The 22,368-nt window shown below is 73.7% G+C and carries 16 protein-coding genes; 11 read left to right on the forward strand and 5 right to left on the reverse strand.

The window, feature by feature from the left end; translation table 11 throughout:
* Together VGI02_RS16820 and VGI02_RS16825 are read right to left on the reverse strand one after the other, a co-directional pair.
* Nucleotides 1-1,484 (reverse strand): pyruvate, phosphate dikinase (locus VGI02_RS16820; RefSeq protein ID WP_331628862.1); only part of this gene is annotated, 1,484 nt, incomplete at its 3' end.
* 136 nt (nucleotides 1,485-1,620) lie between these two features.
* Entirely contained in the window at nucleotides 1,621-2,049 is a 429-nt protein-coding gene (locus VGI02_RS16825; RefSeq protein WP_331628864.1) for a VOC family protein, read from the reverse strand.
* 126 nt (nucleotides 2,050-2,175) lie between these two features.
* On the opposite strand from VGI02_RS16825, the gene VGI02_RS16830 reads away from it, so the two are divergent.
* The 4 genes from VGI02_RS16830 to lpdA all read left to right on the forward strand — a co-directional run bounded on the left by VGI02_RS16830 (nucleotide 2,176) and on the right by lpdA (nucleotide 8,488).
* Nucleotides 2,176-2,412: a hypothetical protein gene (locus tag VGI02_RS16830; protein ID WP_331628866.1), complete on the forward strand. Its 237-nt coding sequence runs from the start codon at nucleotides 2,176-2,178 to the stop codon at nucleotides 2,410-2,412.
* A 166-nt stretch (nucleotides 2,413-2,578) separates the two neighbouring features.
* Nucleotides 2,579-5,308: a pyruvate dehydrogenase (acetyl-transferring), homodimeric type gene (gene aceE / locus VGI02_RS16835; protein ID WP_331628868.1), complete on the forward strand. Its 2,730-nt coding sequence runs from the start codon at nucleotides 2,579-2,581 to the stop codon at nucleotides 5,306-5,308.
* Nucleotides 5,309-5,332: 24 nt separating this feature from the next.
* Complete coding sequence (locus VGI02_RS16840; protein ID WP_331628870.1) at nucleotides 5,333-6,667, forward strand: 2-oxo acid dehydrogenase subunit E2; 1,335 nt, start codon at nucleotides 5,333-5,335, stop codon at nucleotides 6,665-6,667.
* A gap of 39 nt (nucleotides 6,668-6,706) precedes the next feature.
* Complete coding sequence (gene lpdA, locus VGI02_RS16845; RefSeq protein WP_331628872.1) at nucleotides 6,707-8,488, forward strand: dihydrolipoyl dehydrogenase; 1,782 nt, start codon at nucleotides 6,707-6,709, stop codon at nucleotides 8,486-8,488.
* Between the two features lie 12 nt (nucleotides 8,489-8,500).
* On the opposite strand, the gene VGI02_RS16850 is transcribed toward lpdA, so the two are convergent.
* Nucleotides 8,501-9,217: an SDR family oxidoreductase gene (locus VGI02_RS16850; RefSeq protein ID WP_331628874.1), complete on the reverse strand. Its 717-nt coding sequence runs from the start codon at nucleotides 9,215-9,217 to the stop codon at nucleotides 8,501-8,503.
* A gap of 63 nt (nucleotides 9,218-9,280) precedes the next feature.
* Here VGI02_RS16850 and VGI02_RS16855 point away from each other — a divergent pair, with 63 nt between their 5' ends.
* The 4 genes from VGI02_RS16855 (at nucleotide 9,281) to VGI02_RS16870 (ending at nucleotide 14,008) form a co-directional block, all read left to right on the forward strand.
* Nucleotides 9,281-9,922, forward strand: a complete 642-nt coding sequence (locus tag VGI02_RS16855) for a TetR/AcrR family transcriptional regulator (RefSeq protein WP_331628876.1) — start codon at nucleotides 9,281-9,283, stop codon at nucleotides 9,920-9,922.
* 63 nt (nucleotides 9,923-9,985) lie between these two features.
* Nucleotides 9,986-11,512, forward strand: a complete 1,527-nt coding sequence (locus tag VGI02_RS16860; protein ID WP_331628878.1) for a class I adenylate-forming enzyme family protein — start codon at nucleotides 9,986-9,988, stop codon at nucleotides 11,510-11,512.
* Between the two features lie 172 nt (nucleotides 11,513-11,684).
* Nucleotides 11,685-12,713, forward strand: a complete 1,029-nt coding sequence (locus tag VGI02_RS16865) for an ABC transporter substrate-binding protein (RefSeq protein ID WP_331628880.1) — start codon at nucleotides 11,685-11,687, stop codon at nucleotides 12,711-12,713.
* A complete protein-coding gene (locus VGI02_RS16870; RefSeq protein ID WP_331628882.1) occupies nucleotides 12,710-14,008 on the forward strand; it encodes a GlnX family signal transduction membrane protein in 1,299 nt (432 codons plus the stop codon). The genes VGI02_RS16865 and VGI02_RS16870 overlap by 4 nt, the downstream gene beginning before the upstream one ends.
* A gap of 43 nt (nucleotides 14,009-14,051) precedes the next feature.
* Here VGI02_RS16870 and VGI02_RS16875 read toward each other — a convergent pair whose 3' ends face one another.
* Both VGI02_RS16875 and VGI02_RS16880 read right to left on the reverse strand, forming a co-directional pair.
* Nucleotides 14,052-16,700, reverse strand: coding sequence for a LuxR C-terminal-related transcriptional regulator (locus tag VGI02_RS16875; RefSeq protein WP_331628884.1), 2,649 nt, complete (start codon nucleotides 16,698-16,700; stop codon nucleotides 14,052-14,054).
* A 133-nt stretch (nucleotides 16,701-16,833) separates the two neighbouring features.
* On the reverse strand, nucleotides 16,834-19,308 hold the full coding sequence (locus tag VGI02_RS16880) for a winged helix-turn-helix domain-containing protein (protein ID WP_331628886.1): 2,475 nt from the start codon (nucleotides 19,306-19,308) through the stop codon (nucleotides 16,834-16,836).
* A 205-nt stretch (nucleotides 19,309-19,513) separates the two neighbouring features.
* Here VGI02_RS16880 and VGI02_RS16885 point away from each other — a divergent pair, with 205 nt between their 5' ends.
* The 3 genes from VGI02_RS16885 to VGI02_RS16895 all read left to right on the forward strand — a co-directional run bounded on the left by VGI02_RS16885 (nucleotide 19,514) and on the right by VGI02_RS16895 (nucleotide 22,256).
* A complete protein-coding gene (locus VGI02_RS16885) occupies nucleotides 19,514-20,185 on the forward strand; it encodes a GAP family protein (protein ID WP_331628888.1) in 672 nt (223 codons plus the stop codon).
* Nucleotides 20,186-20,250: 65 nt separating this feature from the next.
* Complete coding sequence (locus VGI02_RS16890) at nucleotides 20,251-21,507, forward strand: AI-2E family transporter (RefSeq protein ID WP_331628890.1); 1,257 nt, start codon at nucleotides 20,251-20,253, stop codon at nucleotides 21,505-21,507.
* 77 nt (nucleotides 21,508-21,584) lie between these two features.
* Nucleotides 21,585-22,256, forward strand: a complete 672-nt coding sequence (locus tag VGI02_RS16895) for a potassium channel family protein (protein ID WP_331628892.1) — start codon at nucleotides 21,585-21,587, stop codon at nucleotides 22,254-22,256.
* Nucleotides 22,257-22,368: the final 112 nt, after the last annotated feature.

Below are 22,368 nucleotides of genomic sequence, written 5' to 3' on the forward strand. Positions count from 1 at the left end.
ATCGAGATCATGTCGCCCTCGCTGACGACGATCCCGCCGGGCGCGGTGAACTTCTTGCCCTTGGTGTCGACCTCGAGCTCGTCGGCGCCGCAGACGCAGGTCTTGCCCATGCCGCGGGCGACCACGGCCGCGTGGCTGGTCTTGCCGCCGCGACTGGTCAAGATGCCCTGGGCGGCGATCATGCCGTGCAGGTCGTCCGGGTTGGTCTCGCGGCGGACCAGGATCACCTTCTCGCCCTGGGCGGCCTGCTCGACCGCCGTGACGGAGTCGAAGACGGCCTTGCCGACCGCGGCGCCCGGGGACGCGCTGATCCCCTTGGCGATCTTGGTGACCTCGCCGCTGGTGTCGAAGCGGGGGAACATGAGCCGGGCCAGTTCCTCGCCGGAGACCCGGCGGACCGCCTCGTTCTCATCGATCAGGCCCTGGTCCACCAGCTGCATGGCGATGCGGAAGGCGGCCGCGGCGGTGCGCTTGCCCACCCGGGTCTGCAGCATCCACAGCTTGCCGCGCTCGATGGTGAACTCGATGTCGCACAGGTCGCGGTAGTGGTGCTCCAGCGTCGCCATGATCGACATGAGCTCGTCGTAGGACTCCTTGTCGATCCGCTCGAGCTCGGTGAGGGCCAGGGTGTTGCGGATGCCGGCGACGACGTCCTCGCCCTGCGCGTTCTGCAGGTAGTCGCCGTAGACGCCCCGCGCGCCCGACGCCGGGTCGCGCGTGAACGCCACGCCGGTGCCGGAGTCCATACCGAGGTTGCCGAACACCATCGAGCAGACGCTCACGGCGGTCCCGAGGTCGGCCGGGATGCGCTCCTGGCGCCGGTAGACGTTCGCCCGAGGGGAATTCCACGAGTCGAAGACCGCCCGGACGGCCAGGTCCATCTGCTCGCGCGGGTCCTGCGGGAAGTCCCGGTCGGCGTACTTGCGCACGACGCCCTTGAACGTCTCCACCAGGGTGGCGAGGTCGGCCGCGTCCAGGTCGAGGTCGTTCTTCGTGCCCTTGGCGTGCTTCGCCGCGTCCAGGGCCTCGGCGAAGTGCTCGGCCTCGATACCGAGCACGGTCGCGCCGAACATCTGGACCAGGCGCCGGTAGGAGTCCCAGGCGAAGCGGTCGTCGCCGGCCTGGGTGGCCAGGCCGTGCACCGAGGAGTCGTTGAGGCCGACGTTGAGGACGGTCTCCATCATCCCGGGCATCGAGAACTTGGCGCCGGAGCGGACCGAGACCAGCAGGGGGTCGTCGGGCTGCCCGAGCTGCTTGCCCATCGTCTTCTCGAGCGCGGTGAGGTGGTCGGTGACCTCACCCGGCATGCCGTCGGGCTCCTGCCCCCCGGCGAGGTAGGCCCGGCAGGCCTCGGTCGTGATCGTGAATCCCGGGGGCACCGGCAGCCCCAGGTTCGTCATCTCCGCGAGGTTGGCGCCCTTGCCGCCCAGCAGGTCCTTCTGGTCCCTGTCGCCCTCGGCGAAGTCGTAGACGAACTTCGTCATGGTCACCCGTCCCCTGGTCCCCAGCCCGCCCCTGCCGGCGGCACCCGAAGACGCTGGCACCTTCCGGCGCGCGACACCATGGCCGAACGGGGAGTGGACCTGCGTCCTTCTCGATTCAGAAGGGCGCGAGCGACCGTCAGGCGGGCGGGGCGGTGGCCCCGTCCTTGGGGAGGAGCACCTCGCCCTCGAGGCCGTCCGGGTCGCGGAAGAACAGGCTGTACGCGCCACCGAAGTCGTTCACCGTGCCGTCGGAGGCGCCGTGCTCCACGAGGCGGCCGCGGATCGTGGAGAACGCCTCGGGCGACGCCGCGTGCAGTCCGAAATGGTCCAGACGGCCGCGGTGCCACATCGGCGTCTGGCGATCCGCCTCCTCGCTGGACGGCACGGTGAAGACGTTCAGTTCCGTGTGCGGGCCGATGCGGAAGACGGTCATCGTCTCCTCGCCGTGCATGCCGTGCGGGACCGTCTCGCCGATCTCGGCGTCGAAGACCGCCGCGTAGAACGCGCCCAGCCGGGCGGCGTCGTGGCTGAGGGTTGCGATGTGGTCCACGCCGTCGAGCAGCACGCCGCCGATCGTCCGCCCGGGTCGGCGCCCGGGCAAGCCGGTCTTCCCGCGAGACCGGTGCGTCGCCCTCTCGATCGAGCAGGAATCGAGAAGCGATCGTCCGCCGCCCCGCTCTAGGTTGATCACATGAAGGCGATGACATGTCGACAACTCGGCGGGCCGTGCGAGGTCGAGCTCCAGGGGGACAGCGCCGATGAGGTGATCAAGGGGCAGGACAAGCATCTGCAGGACATGGTGGCGCAGGGCGACACGTCGCACGAGGAAGCGAACGCGGAGATGCGCTCGAGGTGGAAGCACCCGGTCGCGGGGATGAAGTGGTACAAGAAGGCCAAGAACGATTTCGCCGCCCTCCCGGACCGCTAGGGGCAGGCGAGAGAGAACTCCGCCGTGATCGCGCCCCGTCGATGACGGCCGGTGAACGTCATCCGCCCGGCCGCGGTCTCGCTTCCGTCGCGACTGTCCGCACGGCAGGGTGGAGGCTCCGCATCCCGCGCCGACGTCGGCGCGGCCCGACGGAGGACGGCGCTGCATGGTCGACGACCCGGACGACACGGACCCCGACCCCGCAGGGACCGAGGAGTGGCGCGAGGCGCTCGAGTCGGTGCTGGCCGTCGAGGGCCCGCAGCGCGCGCACGACCTGCTCGACGAGCTCATCGGCCAGGCCCGCCGCGCGGGCGCCCGGGTGCCGTACTCGGCCACCACGCCGTACGTGAACACCATCCCGGTCGACGCCGAGCCGCCGCACCCCGGTGACCGCGCGGTCGAACACCGCATCCGGTCGGCGATCCGCTGGAACGCCGTCGCCACCGTGCTCCGCGCGAACAAGGAGTCCTCCGAGCTCGGCGGGCACATCGCGAGCTTCCAGTCCGCGGCCACGCTCTACGACACCGGCTTCCAGCACTTCTGGCACGCGCCGTCGGAGTCCCACGGCGGTGACCTCGTGATGATGCAGGGCCACTCCTCGCCGGGGATCTACGCGCGGGCCTTCCTCGAGGGGCGCCTGACCGAGGCGCAGATGGACGCCTTCCGACAGGAGGCCGGCGGGGAGGGCCTGTCGTCGTACCCGCACCCGTGGCTGATGCCGGACTTCTGGCAGTTCCCGACGGTGTCGATGGGTCTCGGCCCGCTGATGGCGATCTACCAGGCGCGGTTCCTCAAGTACCTGCACGGGCGGGGGCTCGCCGACACCGAGAACCGGCACGTGTGGGCCTTCCTCGGTGACGGCGAGATGGACGAGCCGGAGTCGCTCGGCGCGATCTCGCTGGCCGGCCGCGAGCACCTCGACAACCTGATCTTCGTCGTGAACTGCAACCTGCAGCGCCTCGACGGCCCGGTCCGCGGCAACGGCAAGATCATCCAGGAGCTGGAGGGCGTCTTCCGGGGCGCAGGCTGGAACGTCGTCAAGGTCATCTGGGGCAGCCGGTGGGACGAGCTGCTCAAGCGCGACAGCACCGGCCGGCTCCACCAGCTCATGGAGGAGTGCGTCGACGGCGAGTACCAGACCTTCAAGTCCAAGGACGGCGCCTACGTCCGGGAGCACTTCTTCGGCAGGTACCCCGAGACCGCGGCGATGGTCGAGGACTGGACCGACGCCGAGATCTGGGCGCTGACCCGCGGCGGGCACGACCCGTCGAAGATCTACGCCGCGTACTCGGCGGCGGTGACCGAGCCCGACCACCCGACGGTGATCCTCGCCAAGACCGTCAAGGGCTACGGGATGGGCGAGGCCGGCGAGGGCCAGAACATCTCGCACCAGCAGAAGAAGATGGCCGGCGAGCAGCTGCGCATCTTCCGGGACCGTTTCGACCTGCCCGTCGGTGACGCCGACGTCGACGAGCTGCCCTACCTGAGCTTCGCGCCCGACTCCGAGGAAGCGGTGTACCTGCGCGGCCACCGTGAGGCGCTCGGCGGGTCGCTCCCCGCGCGACGGCGACGCTCGGAGTCGCTCGAGGTCCCTGACGTCTCCGCGTTCGGGGCGCAGCTCGCCGGCTCCGGGGAGCGTCGGATCTCGACGACGATGGCGTTCGTCCGGGTGCTCAACACGCTGCTGCGGGACAAGAAGGTCGGCAAGCGCGTGGTGCCGATCGTGCCCGACGAGTCGCGGACCTTCGGCATGGAAGGCATGTTCCGGCAGTTCGGGATCTTCTCCCGGGTGGGCCAGCTCTACACGCCCGAGGACGAGGGCCAGCTGATGTCCTACCGCGAGGACCGCCGCGGCCAGCTGTTGCAGGAGGGCATCAACGAGCTGGGCGCGATGTCGTCGTGGATCGCGGCGGCCACGGCCTACTCGACCAGCGACTGCCCGATGATCCCGTTCTACATCTACTACTCGATGTTCGGGTTCCAGCGGGTCGGCGACCTCGCGTGGGCCGCGGGCGACCTGCGCGCCCGCGGCTTCCTGCTCGGTGGCACGGCCGGGCGGACCACGCTCAACGGCGAGGGCCTGCAGCACGAGGACGGGCACTCGCACGTGTTCTCGTCGGTGATCCCGAACTGCGTGTCCTACGACCCGACCTTCGCCCACGAGGTCGCGGTGATCGTCGCGGACGGGCTGCGGCGGATGTACGTCGAGCAGGAGGACGTCTTCTACTACCTGACCCTGATGAACGAGAACTACGAGCACCCCGCGATGCCGGGCCTGGGCGACGAGGCGGCCGAGTCGGCGGTGCGCGAGGGCATCGTCCGGGGCCTGTACCTGCTCAGCGAGGGCACGCCGGCCGTGAAGCCGGGCGCGCGGAAGTCGCGGGCCAGGCAGAAGCCGCGGGTGCAGCTGATGGGCTCGGGGACGATCCTGCGCGAGGTCATGGCCGCGGCGGAGATGCTCGCCGAGGACTGGGGCGTCGTCGCCGACGTCTGGAGCGCGCCCAGCTTCACCGAACTGCGCCGTGACGGCATGGACGTCGAGCGCTGGAACATGCTGCACCCGACCGCGGTTCCCCGGCGGTCCTGGGTGGAGCAGCAGCTCGCGGACCGACCGGCCGGGCCTGTCGTCGCCGCGACCGACTACATGCGGGCGTTCCCCGACCAGATCCGGGCCTGGGTCGGCGGGCGCCGCTACGAGGTGCTCGGCACCGACGGCTTCGGCCGCTCGGACTACCGGCGGGCGCTCCGCGATTTCTTCGAGGTCGACCGGCGCTACGTCACCGTCGCCGCCCTCTCGGCGCTGGCCCACGACGGGGCGATCGAGTACTCGGTCGTCGCCGATGCGATCGCGCGCTATGAGATCGACCCCGACCGGCCCGCGCCGGCACACGCCTGAGATCCGATCGGAGACCACCTTCAGATGTCGGCCCCCGCTGCTACCCAGGTCACCGTCCCGGACATCGGCGACTTCTCCGACGTCCCGATCATCGAGGTCCACGTCTCGCCCGGCGACGTCATCGCCGTCGACGACCCGTTACTGACCCTCGAGTCGGACAAGGCGACGATGGACGTGCCGTCGTCGCACGCCGGGCTGGTCACCGAGGTGCTGGTCGCCGTCGGCGGCCAGGTCAGCAAGGGCACGCCCGTCGTCGTGCTCGACGCGGGGGAGGGCGAGGCGGTCGAGGACGGTGCCGCCGCACCGCCGCCTGCCCGGGGGCGCGCCGTCGCCGAGGCCGAGGTCGCCGCGCAGGAACCGCCGACGGAGACCGCCGCGCCCGCGCCCGCGCCGTCGCCGTCCACCAACGGCACGTCCGACCTACCGCCACACGCGGGGCCGAGCGTGCGCAAGCTCGCCCGGGAGTTCGGTGTCGACCTCGCGACCATCCCCGCGACCGGGCCCAAGGGTCGGATCACGAAGAACGACCTGCTGGGCTTCGTGCGGGGGGCAGGCGCAGCGACGGGCACTGCGGGCGCCGCGCCACCGGCCGCCGCCGCGCCGGCCCCGTCGTCGGGAGGCATGGGCATCCCGGAGGTCCCGGCGCAGGACTTCTCGGTGTTCGGCCCCGTCGAGACCCAGCCGCTGTCGCGGATCACCCGCATCTCGGGGCCGTTCCTGCACCGGTCGTGGCTGAACGTCCCGCACGTCACGCACAACGACGACGCCGACATCACCGACACCGACCGCTACCGCAAGGAGCTGGACACCGCCGCCAAGAACGAGGGCTACCGGGTCACGCTGCTGGCGTTCCTCATGAAGGCCGCGGTCTCGGCGCTCAAGGCCTTCCCGACGGTGAACGCCTCGCTGACCCCCGAGAAGGACGCGCTGATCCTCAAGCGCTACTACCACCTCGGGGTCGCGGTCGACACGCCCGGCGGCCTCGTCGTGCCGGTCGTCCGCGACGTCGACCGGAAGGGCCTCGTCGAGCTCTCGAAGGAGCTGGGCGAGGTGTCCGCCCGCGCCCGCGACGGCAAGCTCACCGCCGACGACATGCGCGGCGGCACCTTCACGATCTCCTCGCTGGGCGGGATCGGCGGCACCGCGTTCACCCCGATCGTCAACGCGCCCGAGGTCGCCATCCTCGGCGTCGTGCGCTCCCGCGTCGCGCCGGTGTGGGACGGCGAGGCGTTCCAGCCGCGCACCCTGCTGCCGCTGTGCCTGTCGTACGACCACCGCGTCATCGACGGGGCCCTGGCCGCGCGCTTCACCCGCCACCTCGCCCACGTGATGGGCGACGAGCGGCGGCTGCTCCTGTAAGGCCACCTACGTCCCGAACCCCCGCCGAAGGAGCACCCCATGGCCGGCGAGATCGTCGTCGAGGTCCCCGACATCGGGGACTTCTCCGACGTCCCCGTGATCGAGGTCCACGTGACGGCGGGCAGCGAGATCGCGCTCGACGAGCCGTTGCTGACCCTCGAGTCCGACAAGGCGACCATGGACGTCCCGGCCGAGCACGCCGGGACGGTGCGTGAGGTGCGGATCTCCGTCGGCGACCGCGTCTCCCGGGGCAGCGCGATCCTCCTTCTCGACCCGGTCGACGCGGGCACGGACGCCCCGTCGTCGACCCCGGCCCCGGCGGCGAAGACCACCACCTCGCCCGCCCCCGCGGCCTCCGCAGCGAAGCCCGCGGCACCCGCCGCGGTCTCCGACGGCGCCGAGGACCGCCACGTCGGGCTGCTGGTGCTCGGGGCCGGGCCCGGCGGCTACACCGCGGCGTTCCGCGCGGCCGACCTCGGCCTCGACGCGATGATCGTGGACGGCCGCGACACCCTCGGCGGGGTCTGCCTCAACGTCGGCTGCATCCCCTCGAAGGCGCTGCTGCACGCGGCCAAGGTGATCGCGGAGACCCAGGAGATGGGCGAGCACGGGCTCACGTTCTCCGCGCCGACGATCGACCTCGACAAGCTCCGGTCGTGGAAGGACGGCGTCGTCGCGAAGCTCGTGGGTGGCCTCGCGGGGCTGGCCAAGCAGCGCAAGGTCGCGACACTGCAGGGGACCGGACGCTTCGTCTCGCCGCACCGGGTGGAGGTGACGGGGGCGGACGGCACGACGACGGTCGTCGGGTTCGACCAGGTGATCGTCGCGGCAGGCTCCGAATCGGTGCGACTGCCGTTCGTCCCGCACGACGACCCGCGGGTACTCGACTCCACCTCCGCGCTCGAGATCGAGCACATCCCGGAGCGGCTGCTCGTGCTCGGCGGCGGGATCATCGGGCTGGAGATGGCCACGGTGTACGCCGAGCTGGGCTCGCAGATCACCGTCGTGGAGCTGATGGATCAGCTCATCCCGGGCGCCGACCCCGACATCGTGAAACCGCTGGCCCGCCACATCGGCCGTCGCTACGAGAACGTGTACCTCTCCACCAAGGTCACGAACGTCGAGGCCACCAGCAGCGGGCTCACCGTCTCCTTCGAGGGGAAGAAGGCCCCGGAGACGGACACGTTCGACGCCGTCCTCGTCGCCGTCGGGCGGGTGCCGAACGGGTCGGTCCTCGGGCTCGACGCGGCCGGAGTCGCCGTGACCGAGCGCGGCTTCGTCCCGGTCGACGAGCAGATGCGCACCGACCAGCGGCACGTGTTCGCGATCGGCGACGTCGTCGGCCAGCCCATGCTCGCGCACAAGGCGGTGCACGAGGGGAAGGTCGCCGCCGAGGTCGCGGCGGGCAAGCCCAGCGCGTTCGACGCCCGGGTGATCCCCTCGGTGGCCTACACCGACCCGGAGGTCGCCTGGGTCGGGGTGACCGAGACCGAGGCGAAGGCCCGCGGTCTCGCCTACGGGTCGGGCACCTTCCCCTGGGCGGCGTCCGGTCGCTCGCTCTCGCTGGGCCGGTCCGAGGGCGTCACCAAGGTCCTCTTCGACACCGACACCGACCGCATCATCGGCGCCGGGATCGTCGGGCCCGCCGCGGGCGACCTCATCGCCGAGACGGCCCTGGCGATCGAGATGGGCGCCGACGCGACCGACATCGGGCTCACGATCCACCCCCACCCGACGCTCTCCGAGACGATCGGGATGGCCGCCGAGGCCTTCGAGGGCACCCTCACCGACCTCTACCTGCCGAAGAAGCGGTCGCGCTGACGTCGTCGGGACCTACCCCTGCGCGGTCGGCCGAACCACGATCTCCCCGACGTCGACCGCAGCGGGCTCCCCGATCGCGAACGCAATGGCCCGGGCGATCGCCTCGGCGGGGATACCGATCTCGTCCATGCGGGTCTGGCCCTGCGCGACCGTCTCGGGGTCGGCGCCCGAGGCGGCGACGAGCTCGGTGACGGTCATCCCCGGTGACACCGCGGTCACCCGCAGGCCCGGTCCCGCCTCCTGGCGCAGTGCCTCGGAGAGCGTCCGGACCGCGTTCTTGGTGGCGGCGTAGACCGCCTGCCCGGGCACGATCCGCAACCCGGACGTGGACACCACGTTCACCACGTGGCCCGCGCCCTGGCGCCGGAACACCGGCAGCGCAGCCGCGACCCCGTGGAGCACGCCACGGAGGTTCACGTCGATCATCTCGTCCCAGTGGTCGACGTCGAGCGAGTCCAGCGGCTCGACGTGCGCGACCCCGGCGTTGTTGACGATCACGTCGAGCCGGCCGTGGGTCTCGACGGCGAGGTCGACGAGGGCCGCCACGTCCTCGCGTCGCCGGACGTCGGTGACCCGGGCGACGGCGCCGGTCGCCGCAGCCACCGCGTCCAGACGCTCGGCGCGACGTGCTCCCAGCACCACCCGCGTGCCCCGGTCGGCGAGCAGGCGCGCGGTCGCCTCGCCGATCCCACTGCTCGCCCCGGTGATCACGACGACGGGTTGGTCCATGTCGGCTCCTCTTATGCGATAGGGCTATTACACATTAGAGTAACAGGCCTATCGCATCAGGGGGTGCTCGTGTCGGGAGGTCCGCGCCTTCGGGGCCGCTACCACCACGGCGACCTGGCCCCCGCGCTCGTCGAGGCCGGTCTGGCCCAGCTGGGCGAGCGCGGCCCGGCTGCGTTCTCGGTCGCCGAGGTGGCCCGCAGGGTGGGCGTCAGCACCGCGGCGCCCTACCGGCACTTCGCCGACCGCGACACCTTTCTCGCTGCCGTGGCGGCCCGTGCGGCCACGCTGCTCGCGGCCGCGATGACCGAGGCGGTCGACGGCCTGGCCGACCCCGCCGAGCGGCTCGCCGGGGCGGCGGGCGCATACGCGGCCTTCGTCGCGGAGCACCGGGTCGGCCTCGACGTGATCTTCTCCCCGGGCCTGCGTGCGGTCCGCGACACCGACCTCGCCGCGACCGGGCGCGCGGTGATGTCGCGGCTGCTCGACCCCTCCCGGGAGCTCGCGGGCGACGGCGCGCTCCACCTCGTCGAGCAGGTGGTCGCGCTGGCCCACGGGTACGGCACCCTCGATGCCGACGGGTTCCTCACCGCCGACCGCGTCACCGACGAACCCACCACGGCGCGTGCCCGTCGCGCGGCTCTCGCGCTGATCGCCGGGGCGTCGGGCGCAGGCGCGCGGGCTGTCGTCCCGCCGTCGCGCCCGTAGAGTGGTGCGGGTCACAGTCCGGTCGGTCCGGACCACGCGCGAACGCGGCGGAGGTACGAGCGGATGATCACCGGGCCCGAGCCCCTGCCGCGCGGCGCGGCACCGTTCGACACCACCGGCATCACCCGCGGCTCCGACGCGATCGCCCGCTACGACCACCTCGCGCCGTCGGTGGTGGCGATGGTGCGCGCGTCGGTGGAGCGCCACCCCGACGTCGAGGCGCTCGTCGAGGTCGGCGGGGAGCGGCTGACCTACGCCGAGCTCTGGGACCGCGCAGCGCGGGTCGCCGGCGGCCTCGTCACCGACGGGGTGGGCCGCGGCGATCGGGTGGCCTCGTTGTTGCCCGCGGGGGTGGACTGGGTCGTCGGGTTCCTCGGCACCCTGCTCGCCGGCGCGGTCGCCGTCCCCGTCAACACGCGATTCGCCCCGCCCGAGGTCGCCCACGTGCTGGAGGACAGTGGCGCGGCGGCCATCCTTCGTCCCGGGTCACCGCTGCCGTCGGGTCACCCGGAGGCCCTCGACGACCTGGTGCCCGGCGACCTGGCCGCGATCTTCTACACGAGCGGCACGACCGGGCGGCCGAAGGGCGCGCGGACGACGCACGGCAACTTCCTCGCGAACGTCGAGACCGCGATCCGGGTGATCGGGATCGACCGCGCCGAGGGCCCGAGGCTGCGGAACCTCGTGTCCGTGCCGCTGTTCCACGTCACGGGGTGCAACTCCCAGCTGTTGGTGCAGCTCGGCCTGGGTGGCACCACCGTGGTGCTGCCGACCTTCGAGGGTGGCGCGTTCGTGCGCACGATCGTCGACGAGCGGATCGACACCCTGGTGAGCGTCCCGGCGATCTACGGGCTGACGCTGGCCCGGGACGATCTCGGCGTCGACCTCTCCCATGTGCAGCGGCTGACCTACGGCGGGGCACCGATCGCGCCCGCGCTGGTGCGGCGCCTGCAGGAGCGGCTCCCACGGGCCCGGCTCGGCAACGGCTTCGGCCTCACCGAGACCAGCTCCATCGCCACCTTCCTGCCCCACGACCGGGCCGCCGAGAACGCCGACGCCGTAGGCTTCGCGGCCCCGGTCGTCGACCTGGCGCTCGCCGACACGGACGAGGCCGGGGTCGGCGAGCTGCTGGTCCGCGGCCCCAACGTGGTCGACGGCTACTGGGCCGCCCCCGAGGCGACCGGGGCGACGTTCGTCGACGGCTGGCTGCACAGCGGCGACCTCGCCCGGGTCGACGACGGGATCGTGCGGGTCGTCGACCGCGCCAAGGACGTGATCAACCGTGGCGGCGAGAACGTGTACTCGGTGGAGGTCGAGAACGCCCTCGCGGGAGCGCCCGGCGTCGCCGACGCGGCCGTGGTGGGGGTCCCCGACGACGTCATGGGGGAGAAGGTCGGGGCCGTGATCGTGGGGGCCGGCGTCGACGTCCGCGCGGTCCTGGACCATCTCGACACCCAGCTGGCCGACTTCAAGATCCCCCAGTACGTCGTCGTGACGACCGGCCCGCTGCCGCGCAACCCGGGCGGGAAGCTCCTCAAGCGGACCCTGCGCGAGGACACCGACTGGGGCTCGCCGGTGCGCGGCCGATGAGCTGAACCCGGCCGAAGAAGCCGGGACCCGGACCAGCCACACCTGGCCTCGTACGGCAAGGTCATGCGGGCTGTGGCACAACTATGTGATCGCGGCTCGGTCGGGTCGATGCTCTCCCGATCGGGACCGCGCGGCACACGCCCGGGCGTCCCGGTGCGGGGGAGGGCGGGGCATGAGGTGCGGATCGGGGTCACGCGGGGTACGCCGATACGCCGCGCGCCTCGTCGTGGCCCTCGCCCTCGTGGTCCTCGCGGCGGGATGCGGGACGAGTCCGGCTCCGCCGGCGTCGGGCGCGGTCCGGGCCGACGTGGTGGGGCCGCCGCAGATCACCGCGAATGCCGCGACGGCACCCCTTCCCGCGGGGACGCCGGGAGTGGGGAAGCCGGCCGTCGTGATCGGGACGAAGGACTTCTCCGAGCAGTTCCTCCTCGGCGACCTCTACGCCCAGGCGCTGCGTGCGAAGGGCTTCACCGTGACCCTGGACCAGAACGTGGGCGACAGCGAGATCATCGACTCGGCCTTCGCCTCGAACCAGATACAGATGTATCCGGAGTACCTCGGTGAGATCGCCTCCGGCCTCGCGCTGGCGCCGGCAGGCGGCACCGCGTTGGCGACCTACCAGCAGGCCGCCCAGTTCGAGCAGGCCCAGCGGGCCGCGACGATCCTGCTGCAGACGCCCTACCAGAACACCGACGTCCTGGTCGTCCGCAGAGACCTCGCCGATCGCTACGGCCTGCGGTCGGTGCCGGACCTCGCGAAGATCGGGCCGGGAGGCAGCGGGGTACGGGTCGCCGCCCAACCACCGTTCCGTACGCGCCAGAACGGCCTCGTCGGGATGGCCCAGGTGTACGGACTGAGCAACGTGCAGTTCCTCGCCGTGGGCCCCGACGAGACGTACGGCGCCCTGGAGGCGGGCCAGGCCCAGGTGGCCGACGGCTTCAGCACCGACGCCCAGCTCACCTCCGGAGACTTCGTCGAGCTCGACGATCCGCAGAACATCTTCGGGTTCCAGTACGTGGCCCCGGTGGTGAAGCAGGCGACGATCGCCGCCCAGGGTCCGGAGTTCGCCCAGACCTGCAACTGGGTGAGCTCCCTCCTGACCGTCTCCGAGATCCGCGCGATGAACCAGCAGGTCCAGCTCGGGGGAGCGGACGAGGCGACCGTGGCGACCCAGTTCCTGACCCGGCACGGTCTGCGATGACCGCCGTCGCGGGGCCGCGGGCGACGACGGACACGCTCCGGGACCCGTCGCGGTGGCGGCGGGTGCTGGCGGGTGGCACGACCCCGGGCCGGCTCTGGCGCTGGGGCGTGGCGCTGGTGCTGGCCTGCCTGCTCACGGCGATGGTCAGCGGGCTCTCCGGCTCGACCCGCACGAACGCGACGGGCGCCGACGGTGTCCGTCTCGCGTCGCTGGACTACGACACCGCCGAGCTCTACGAGGCGCTCGAAGGCGCCAACGCCTCGGCGGCCACCGGGATCGGCGCCGACCGCACCACCTCGCCGACGGCGCTCGCGAGCTACGGCAGCTATGTCACCAGCGCCTACCTGCGCCTCGACCACGCCCGGGGGCAGCTCGAGGCGGACGGTGCGGGTGCGGCCGACGCCGAGTCCATCGCCTACGGACTGCCCCGGTACACCGCCGGGGTCGACGCGGCGCAGGCCCTGCGCGACCTGAACCCCGCGCAGGCCCAGATCGACCTGGCCAGTGCCGGCCAGCTGATGAGCTCCACCATCCTGCCCACCGCGGACGATCTCCAGCGCATGCAGCGGGACGCGCTGACGGCGGACTACCAGCAGGCCGGTGGGTTCCCGCTCGGCGTCGCCGTGCTCGGCGTCGTGACCCTGGTCGGCCTGGTGGTCCTGTCCGTCCGGGAGGCCCGGCGCACCAAGCGAATGCTGAGCATCGGCCTCGTCGTCGCCGTGATCGCGACGGTCGCCGCCCTGGTCTGGTGGGCGACGGCGACGATCGTCGCGACCGGGCACGTCGACGACGCCCGTGCGCACAACGCGTCCGCGGGCGCGCTCGCCCAGGCCCGCATCGTCATGCTGCAGACCCGCAGTACCGAGACGGCCGCTCTCCAGGCAGGCACACCCACCGCGGCGGTCACCGCGAGCGCGAATGCCCGGTTCACCGCCGACTTCGACCAGGTGCTGCGACCCGGGGGGCTGCTCGACGCGGCGCAGCCGAGCCCCGACCTCGGCACGATCCGGAACGCGGTGACCGCCTGGCAGACGGCTCTGCAGGTCCAGGGGGCGGGCACCGACGGATCCCGGGTCGCGTTCACCCAGCTGACCTCGGTCCTCGGCGACGCGATCGACTCCGAACGGGGCGAGCGCACCGACGCGGTCGCCGCCGCCGCGACCGCATTCACCGGCCTCGCCCCGGGCCCGGCCGCGCTGCTGGTGCTCGCCGCGCTCGGGACGGCTCTCGGCGTCCGGGCCCGGCTGCTCGAGTACCAGGGGCCCCGAGGCACCCGAGCGGCACGCGCGACCTAGAACCGCACGGCTGCTCCCGCTGCACGAGACGGGCTGAGCGGGCTCAGCCTGCCCCGACCTCCAGGTCCCCCTCGTCCCCGTCCCGCGCGGCTCCGCCCCCCACGGCACCGCTTCCCGCGGCACCGTCCGGCTCCGGGGGCCCTGCGTCGTGCTCGGGTGTCGGGAGCAGGCCCGCGTCGTAGGCGGCCACCACGGCGCCCCGGCGGTCGCCCACCCCGAGCTTCGCGTAGATCGCGCCGACCTGGGTCTTCACGGTGTTCACCGAGACCTGCAGCTCCTGCGCGATCTCGCTCATCGTCGCCAGCGAGGGCAGCAGCCCCAGGACGGCGGTCTCCCGCTCGCTCAGCGCGTCCACCGGTCCGGCCCGGCGCCCGGGCGGCCCGGCCGCCAGCGCCCGGCGGACGAAGCCGTCGGTGTCGCCGAAGCTGCCGACCTGGTGGGCCATGAGGCGGCGGACCGGACCGGGGGAGTGCGCGAACGGGCGCACCAGGCCGAGCGGTGCGGCCCGGTCGAGGGCGCCCCGCAGGGAGGTCCGGGCGCCCGCGGGGTCGGTGACGACCTGGCCCGCGCCGATCTGCCGCAGCCGGGCCTCGATCTCGCTCTCGGCCAGGAGGGCGGGGACCGAGCCGTCCACGAGCGGGCGCAGCGACGGCCCGGCCGCCGGGTCAGCCCGGTACGCCATGAGGAGCACGTCGCCGGTCGTGCCGACCCGCGCCGTGATCCACCGGCGGACCGCGCGGGCGTGCTCGGTCCGGCCCGCGGCGACGGCCATCTCGTGCTCCAGCATCGCGACCAGGGTCGCCTCCCGGCTCGCGAGGGCCCGGTCGGAGAAGGTGGTGCGTGCCCGCCGGATCTCCTCGAGGCCCTCGGCCGGACGTCCGCCGTCGGCCGCGGCGGCGCCGTGGAGGGCGTGCAACCGGAGACGCACGGCCGGGTGGGCGCTCTCCCCGGCCACGTCGAGGCCCTCGGCGGCGTGGCGCAGGGCGTCCGCGGGGCGGGCCCGCAGGAGCGAGGCGTAGGCAAGCACGGAGTGCGCCGAGACCGCCGCCACCGCGCGCCGACAGCCGCCCTCCGCCGCGGCGGCGACGGCCGCCGAGGCGTGACGCTCCATCCCGGCGGCGTCGGAGCCCAGGAGATCGGCAGTGGCGAGCAGGGCCGCGCACCGCATCGTCAGGTACGACCAGCCCCAGGCCCGGGCCGTTGAGAGCGCGAGCTCCAGCGGGCGCCGGGCCGCGGCGGGCTCGCCGGCCAGGAGCAGGAGGCGCGCGCCCTCGCACGCCGCGTCCAGCGCCTCGGCGGCGACGGCTCCCGCCTCCCGGGCGCGATCGGTCCCGCCCGCCCCCGGTCCGTCGAGGCCCGGCCCGATCGCCCGCACCCGGTCCCGCAGCGCCCGCAGGGTCGCCAGCTCACCGCCCGCGTCGCCCGCGCCGCCGCCGAGGGCGGTCGTGGCCGAGTCGAGCAGGTCCTCCGCGCGGCGCAGCCACCGGTCTCCGGCGACGGCCGTCGACTCGAGCCCCCGGAGCCCGGCACGCAGTTCCTCGTGATGCCCGCTCAGCACCAGGGGGATCGCCCAGTCGCGCACCAGGTCGGCGACGAGACCGCGGTCGTTGGCGTGCCGGGCGTGCTCGAGGGCCGGGACGGGGCGGCCCGCCCCGGCGAACCACCGCGTCGCCCGCCCGTGCAGTGCGGCGGCCCGGGCGGGGTCGCGTCGCGCCAGCTCGGTCCGCAGATGGCGACGCAGCAGCGGCTGGACGGTGTGGTGGCCGGCCACCGGGTCGCCGCCGACGACGCCGAGATCCCGCAACCGCGCCAGCACGACCGGCGCCCCGTCCAGGCTCGTGAGCTCGACGGCGAGGGCCGTGGGGACCGGGTCGGCGAGGCTGATCGCGGTCAGGAACGACCGGTCGGTGTCCGGGAGGCGCCGGAGCATCCCCCGGGCGAGCGTGCCCGCGTCGGGCCCGTCCCCTCCGGTGAGCGTCGCGAGCACGCCGTCCAGCCCGGTCGGTCGTGCGGCGGCCGCGTCTGTGGCCAGACGCAGGGCCGCCGCCCACCCGCCGGTGAGGCGGTGGAGACGCCGGACCTCGTCGTCGCGGGCGGGCAGCCCGGCGCCGGCGACGAAGGCCGACGTCTCCTCCGGGGAGAAACCGAGCACGTCGCCGCCGACGTCGGCCAGGTCGCCCTGGAGGCGCAACCGGGCGAGCGAGAGCGGAGGCTCCGTCCGTGACGAGAGGACCAGGCGCAGGCGGTCGGGCCGGTAGCGGATCAGGGTGCGGAGCTCGTCGAGGACCGTGGGGTCGGTCAGTTCGTGCACGTCGTCGAGGACGAGCCGCACCTCGCCCGGCAGCCGGTCGAGCACGGCGATCACCTCTCCCGCGCCTGCGGGCGCGTGGAGGTCGGCGGCGAGGCTCGGGACGCAGCGGGCGACGGCCGCCGCGACCACGGCCCAGAACCGGTCGGGGCTCCGGATCGCCGCGTCCACCGACACCCAGGCGGTCGTCCCGGTGCGGGCCCAGTCGGCCAGCATGGCGGTCCGGCCCTGGCCGGCCTGGGCGCGCACCAGGGTGACCACGGCCCCGCCGACTGCGGTGTCCAGCAACGACCGCAGCCGGTCCCGGCGGACGACGCCCTCGGGGGCATGCGGGATCATGACGGCCGTCCGGGACGGCGGGCTCGGGATGGCACACGTCGACACGGCTGGCCTCCTCGGCGGGCATCTCCGATCTCGGGGCCGGGAGATCACGTCGGGCCTCGTGGTGTCGGCCCTCGGATTCGACGCTAGTCGCCTTCGGGGCCCGGTCCGACCGCCGAGCGGTGGAACACCGATCTCAGGGATCCACGCCGGCGTGCGGACGGAGCAGCCCGCGCGTCCTGGCGGTCTCGACGGCGGCACGGCGGTTCGCGACCGCGAGCTTCGCGTAGATCATCCGCACGTGCGTCTTCACGGTGCTCACCGAGACGCTCAGGGCGGCCGCGATGTCGTCGGACGACATCAGGGACGGCAGCAGCCCCAGCACGGCGAGCTCGCGCTCGCTCAGCAGCGGGCTCGCGTCCGGGTCCTGGATGCGCCGGTAGGCGGCCAGCGCCCGGGTCGCGAACGCCGCCGCGATGCCGGGCCGGGCCCGGTGCTCGGCGAGGAGCGCCCCCACCTCCGACCCGCCGAGAGCGAACGGCCGCAGCAGGTCGAGGTCCTCGGCCGCGGCGAGGGCGTCGCCCAGCGCCCGTCGCCCCGCGGCCGGGTCCGCGGCGCGCACCGCGAGCGTCGCCGCCACCAGGTGGGCCTCGACGAGGGTGTGCGGCATCAGGGCCGCGGCGGTCCCGCGCAGGACCGGCCGGATGCGGTGGCTCGCGGCGTCGAGGTGACCGCTGCCGAGCTCGGCCCACGCGGCCATCAGACCTGCCTCGCCCGGCGCGTCGAGGCGCTCCGCGAGCTCGCGCGCGGCCTGCGCGGCCCCCACGGAGTCCCCGAGGCGCAGGGCGGCGCGGTTCTCGAACACCGCCGCCGCGGCCGCTTGTTCCGCGACCACTGGCAGTCCGACCAGGTCGATCCGGGCCTCGCGCATCTCGGCCAGGCCCGATGCCCGGTCCCCGCTGTCCGAGAGCGCTGCGCCGTGCACGATCCGCAGGGCGTGGCGCAGCCTCGGGTCGTCCCGGCCGGGCCCGCGGCCCAGGGCCTCGGCGGCCTCGGCGCGCGCCTGGTCGGGCTCGGCGCGGTACAGCGCGGCGTAGGCGCGCAGGGTGCGGCCCAGCGTCGACCACGCCGACGGCTCCCACCGGTGCTCGATCATCGTCGACACGGCCTCGTCGGCGCGCGCGACCACCGTCCGGAAGTCGCCCCGGACCGCCGCGACCGCGGCGAGGACGACCTGGGCCTGCATGGCGACGAAGTCGTACCCGTGGCCGCGGGCGAGATCCAGGGCGGCCTCCAGCTCGCCGACGGCGGCGTCGGTGTCGATCCCGGCCAGCAGGCCGTCGACCCCGCGACCGAGGGCGCGCAGCGCGCGGACGGCGGGACCGTCGGCGGGCCCGGGCTCCGGCAGGGCCCGGATCGCCTCGCGGAGCGCCTCGACGTCACCGCCGACCCGGGCGAGCGCGGTCCCGACCGTCGCCGAGAGGCCTCCGCTCCCGACGGCGGCCCGGATCCCGGGCAGCGCGCGCCGCAGCGGGGCGTGCTCGCCGGCCAGGGCGAGCCGTAGTCCGAAGCGGTCGGCCAGGTCCGCGGTGAGGTCCTCGTCGTCGGCGCGCGCGGCGTTCTCCAGGGCGGCGGTCGGCTGGTCCTGGTCGGCCCACCAGTGGGCGGCCCGTCCGTGGAGTTCGGCGGCGAGATCGGGACGGTGCCGGTGCAGGTCGGCGGCCAGGTAGGTGCGCAGGAGCTCGAGGACCCGGTACTCCCGCGCGCCGGTGCCGGGGTCGGTGACGAGGCCGGCGACCAGGGAGGTCTCCCGTTCCACACGGTCGAGGACCGCCGCCGCGTCGGCCCGGCCGGTGAGCACCACGGCCAGCGCCGCCGGGAGCGGGTCCCCGATGCTGGCCAGGGTGAGGAACTCCAGGAGGTCATCGGGCAACGTCGCCAGCACCTCACCGACCAGGTAGTCGGCGACCGCGTGGTCCTCGCCAGTGAACTCGGCGAGGAGGGTCGACGGGTCGGCGCCGCCGCGCAGCGCCTGGACCGCCAGCCGGAGACCGGCCGCCCAGCCCCCGGTCCGGCGGTGCAGCTCGCCCGTCTGGTCGGCGGTCAGCGCGAGCCCGGTCTGCCGCGCCAGCTCCTCGGTCTCGGCAGGGGTGAACGCCAACCGGTCCGCGCGCAGCTCCCACATCTCATGGCGGGCCCGGAGGTGCGACAGCGGGACCGGAGGATCGAAGCGGCTCGCCAGGATCACGCGCAGGCCCTCGGGACGGTGGTCGAGCAGGGCGCGCAGCTCGCCGAGCGCCGCCGGGTGGTCGAGCTCGTGGACGTCGTCGAGCACGAGCGTCAACGGGGTGGACAACGCGCCGAGCCCGTCGCGGAACCGGCTCAGGAACGCAAGCCCGCCCAGTCCGGTCGGTGGCGAGAGCTCACGCAGTCCGTTGTCGGGCGGCAGCGCTGGGCACGTCGCGAAGGCGGTGAGGATCGCGGCCCACAGCCGCCCGGCGTCGTCGCTGCGGTCCACCGTCACCCACGCGGTCCCCGGGTCGCGGGTGGCGTGGTCGGCGAGCAGCAACGTCTTGCCGAACCCCGCCGGGGCGACGACGAGGCCGACCGGGGGGCCGGGCTCGTCCACCCGAGCCGCGAGGGCCGGGCGGGCGACCAGGTCGACCGGCACTTCCGGCGGTGTCACCTTGCCCCGCGGGATCCGCTCCAGCGTGGTCCACCTCCTCGCGTCCGGCCACACTCCCGTCACACTCTTCGGAAGCGGCTCGGCCCCGCGCATCACCCGGAGAGGGTGAGTCGACGTCCGTGAGCCTGTGGGTCGCCCCATCCTCACGGGGTGATGCCGCGGCACCGATGGTCATGGACCGTGTCGCCCCGTGAGCGTGGACGTGCTCGTCCTGGGCCTGGCGAGCGTGGTGCGCCCGACGTCGGTGGCCGCGGTCTACGCGTTCCTCGCCGCGCGGTCGCCGAGCCCGCTGCTGCTCGCCTACCTGCTCGCCGGGCTGGTGCTGAGCCTGTCCGTCGGGGTGGCCGCGGTGGCGATCGTCCACGTCACCCCGCCCCCGCCGACGGTGACCACCACCGGTCGCGACATCGCCGACGTCGTGCTCGGGGTGCTCGCGCTCGGGGCGGCGGCCTACTACGGGCTGCGGACACCGCCCGACCGTCCCGCGGAGGAGCGCCCCGCCCGGGCGCCGTCGGCGCTGCGGCGCAGGCTGAACGCACCCACCGTCCGGAGCGCCGCCGTCGCCGGGGTGGCCACCCACTTGCCCGGGGTCTTCTACCTCGGTGCGCTCGCCGCGATCGTGGCGAGCCGGCCCGGACTCGTCGGGGGCCTGCTCCAGGTCGGGCTGTACAACCTGTTCTGGTTCGCGATCCCGTTGGCCGCGTTCGTCTCGTGGACCTGGCACCCCGAGACGACGCGCGACTCCGCGGCGCGGCTGACCGCCGCGGTCCAGGCCCGCAAGAAGACCCTGGTCGTCGTGGTGTTCGTCCTCGTCGGCGTGTACCTGGTGGGCGTCGGGGTGTACGACCTCCTGACGGGGTGAGCCCCGGGTGAACTCATCCTCCGCGAGTGAAGCGGCACCCGGCCATGCGGCCGCACGCTTCCCGGGTGACCGCACCGCTGGAACCTGCCGCCTCCGCCGAGGGTCCTCGGCCGGCCGTCGTGGCGCCGTCGACGAACGGGACGCGCCGCCGCCCTACCGGTCCGAACCCGTCGGGTGGCCTGCCCCGGGCTCTCGTGATGCTGCTGGGCATCGCGGCCGCGGTGATCGCCGTGACCGGCATCAAGGCGATCGCGTGGCTGGTCGGGCCGGTGTTCCTGGCCCTCATCATCGTCATCGCCGCCTCCCCGGTTCAGCGGTGGTTGCGCGCCCGGGGATGGCCGGGATGGGTCGCCACGCTGGCCCTGGTCCTGGTGATCTACGTCGGCCTGCTGGCGCTGGCGCTCGTGCTGCTGATCTCGATCGGCCAGCTGGCCACGGTCCTGCCGCAGTACACCGACCAGTTCAACGCCCTGCTCGCGTCGGTCGAGCACACGCTCGCCGGCTTCGGGATCGGGCAGGCCCAGATCCAGGCGGCCACCAAGTCGGTCAGTCCCAGCTCGGTGATCGGCGCCGTGGGCGGCGTCGTGTCCGGGGTCTCCGGGATCGCGACCGTCGTCGTGCTGATCCTGGCGCTGCTGATCTTCTTCATCGCCGATGCGGCCACCTTCGGCACCCGGCTGGACAGCATCGCCTCGGAGCGCCCCCACATCGTGCGTGCACTGGACTCCTTCGCGAGCGGCACCCGCAGCTATCTCGTGGTCACCACGGTATTCGGACTCATCGTCGCGGTGCTCGACGGGGTCGCGCTCGAGATCATGGGGGTCCCCCTCGCGGTTCTCTGGGCGGTCCTGGCGTTCATCACGAACTACATCCCCAACATCGGATTCATCTTCGGGCTGATCCCACCTGCCGTGCTCGCCCTCCTGACCGGGGGCTGGCAGTTGCTGGTCGCCGTGATCCTCGTGTACTGCGTGCTGAACCTGGTCATCCAGTCCCTCATCCAGCCCCGCTTCATCGGCAACTCGGTCGGGCTCTCGGCCACCGTCACCTTCGTGACCCTGCTGTTCTGGGCGTGGGTCCTCGGGCCGCTCGGAGCGCTGCTGGCGATCCCACTCACCCTGCTGGCGAAGGCCCTGCTCGTCGACGTCGACCCGCGCGCCCGCTGGGCCGACGCCCTGCTGCGCAGCTCGGCGGACGACCCCGCGGAGGCGGACCCCGACCCCGACCCCGACCCGGACCCGGACCCGGACCCGGTGTCGACCGCGACGGCTGACGAGCCCCCGACGGCGGAGGCGACGGGGCAGCACCGAGCCCTGTCGTGACCTCGAGCGGGGCGGTGGGGGAACCCCGTCGTGGTCCGCGGGGGATGAGGCGCTCGGGCCGGGAGGGCGGCCCGCCCGTGGACGGTCACTACGAGGTAGTGCTCGCGCTGCTGGTGTGCGGCTACCTCGCGGCCGCCCTGGCCGCGAGCACCTGGGTGAGCGTGCTGACGGTGCTGCTCTACGTGGGCGCGCTGGTACTGGCCATCCGGGCGGCCCGGCTCGGGAGCACCCAGGTGTGGGGCCTGCGGGTCGCGCTGGCCGTCGGTTCGGTGGCGACGGTGGTGGTCCTGCTGGTCGGGGGGTCCGGCGCGGTCCGCGGTGCGGCGTCGTTGTGGCTGGCCCTGGTCCTGGGCGCCACGGTCGTCCTCGTCGTCCGGCACATCCTGCGCCACCCCGTCGTCACGCTGCAGACGATCGCCGGCGCGCTGAGCGCCTACCTGCTGATCGGGCTGATGTTCGCCGAGATCTTCACGGCGATGGCTCGGCTGAGCCCGGGCCCGTTCTTCGCGGGCGGGCAGCTCCCGGACCCCGCCACGGTGCAGTACTTCAGCTTCACCACCCTCACCACGCTCGGGTACGGCGACTTCACCGCCGCCCACGACGCGGGGCGCGCCATCGCGGTACTGGAGGCACTCCTCGGTCAGATCTTCCTGGTCACGCTGGTCGCGCGGCTGGTCTCGAACTTCGGCTCGGTCGGAGGTCGGGCGACGACCGCGGACGAGGGGCCCGACCGCACCGACGGGGCGTAGGGCGCCGATTCATCCGCGCGGGGTGACGTCACCGCGGCCGGGGCGCACGAGCATCGCGGGACACGCCGCTCCCGGGCACCTCCGCCGGGGAGCGGACGGTGACGACCCGGGA

It is taken from the genome of Actinomycetospora sp. (genome assembly GCF_036497245.1).
Lineage (GTDB): Bacteria > Actinomycetota > Actinomycetes > Mycobacteriales > Pseudonocardiaceae > Actinomycetospora.

Coding starts and splice junctions, on each gene's coding strand:
- VGI02_RS16830 (WP_331628866.1), top strand. CDS start 2,176: ATGAAGGCGATGACATGTCGACAACTCGGCGGGCCGTGCGAGGTCGAG.
- aceE (WP_331628868.1), top strand. CDS start 2,579: ATGGTCGACGACCCGGACGACACGGACCCCGACCCCGCAGGGACCGAG.
- VGI02_RS16840 (WP_331628870.1), top strand. CDS start 5,333: ATGTCGGCCCCCGCTGCTACCCAGGTCACCGTCCCGGACATCGGCGAC.
- lpdA (WP_331628872.1), top strand. CDS start 6,707: ATGGCCGGCGAGATCGTCGTCGAGGTCCCCGACATCGGGGACTTCTCC.
- VGI02_RS16850 (WP_331628874.1), bottom strand. CDS start 9,217: ATGGACCAACCCGTCGTCGTGATCACCGGGGCGAGCAGTGGGATCGGC.
- VGI02_RS16860 (WP_331628878.1), top strand. CDS start 9,986: ATGATCACCGGGCCCGAGCCCCTGCCGCGCGGCGCGGCACCGTTCGAC.
- VGI02_RS16865 (WP_331628880.1), top strand. CDS start 11,685: ATGAGGTGCGGATCGGGGTCACGCGGGGTACGCCGATACGCCGCGCGC.
- VGI02_RS16870 (WP_331628882.1), top strand. CDS start 12,710: ATGACCGCCGTCGCGGGGCCGCGGGCGACGACGGACACGCTCCGGGAC.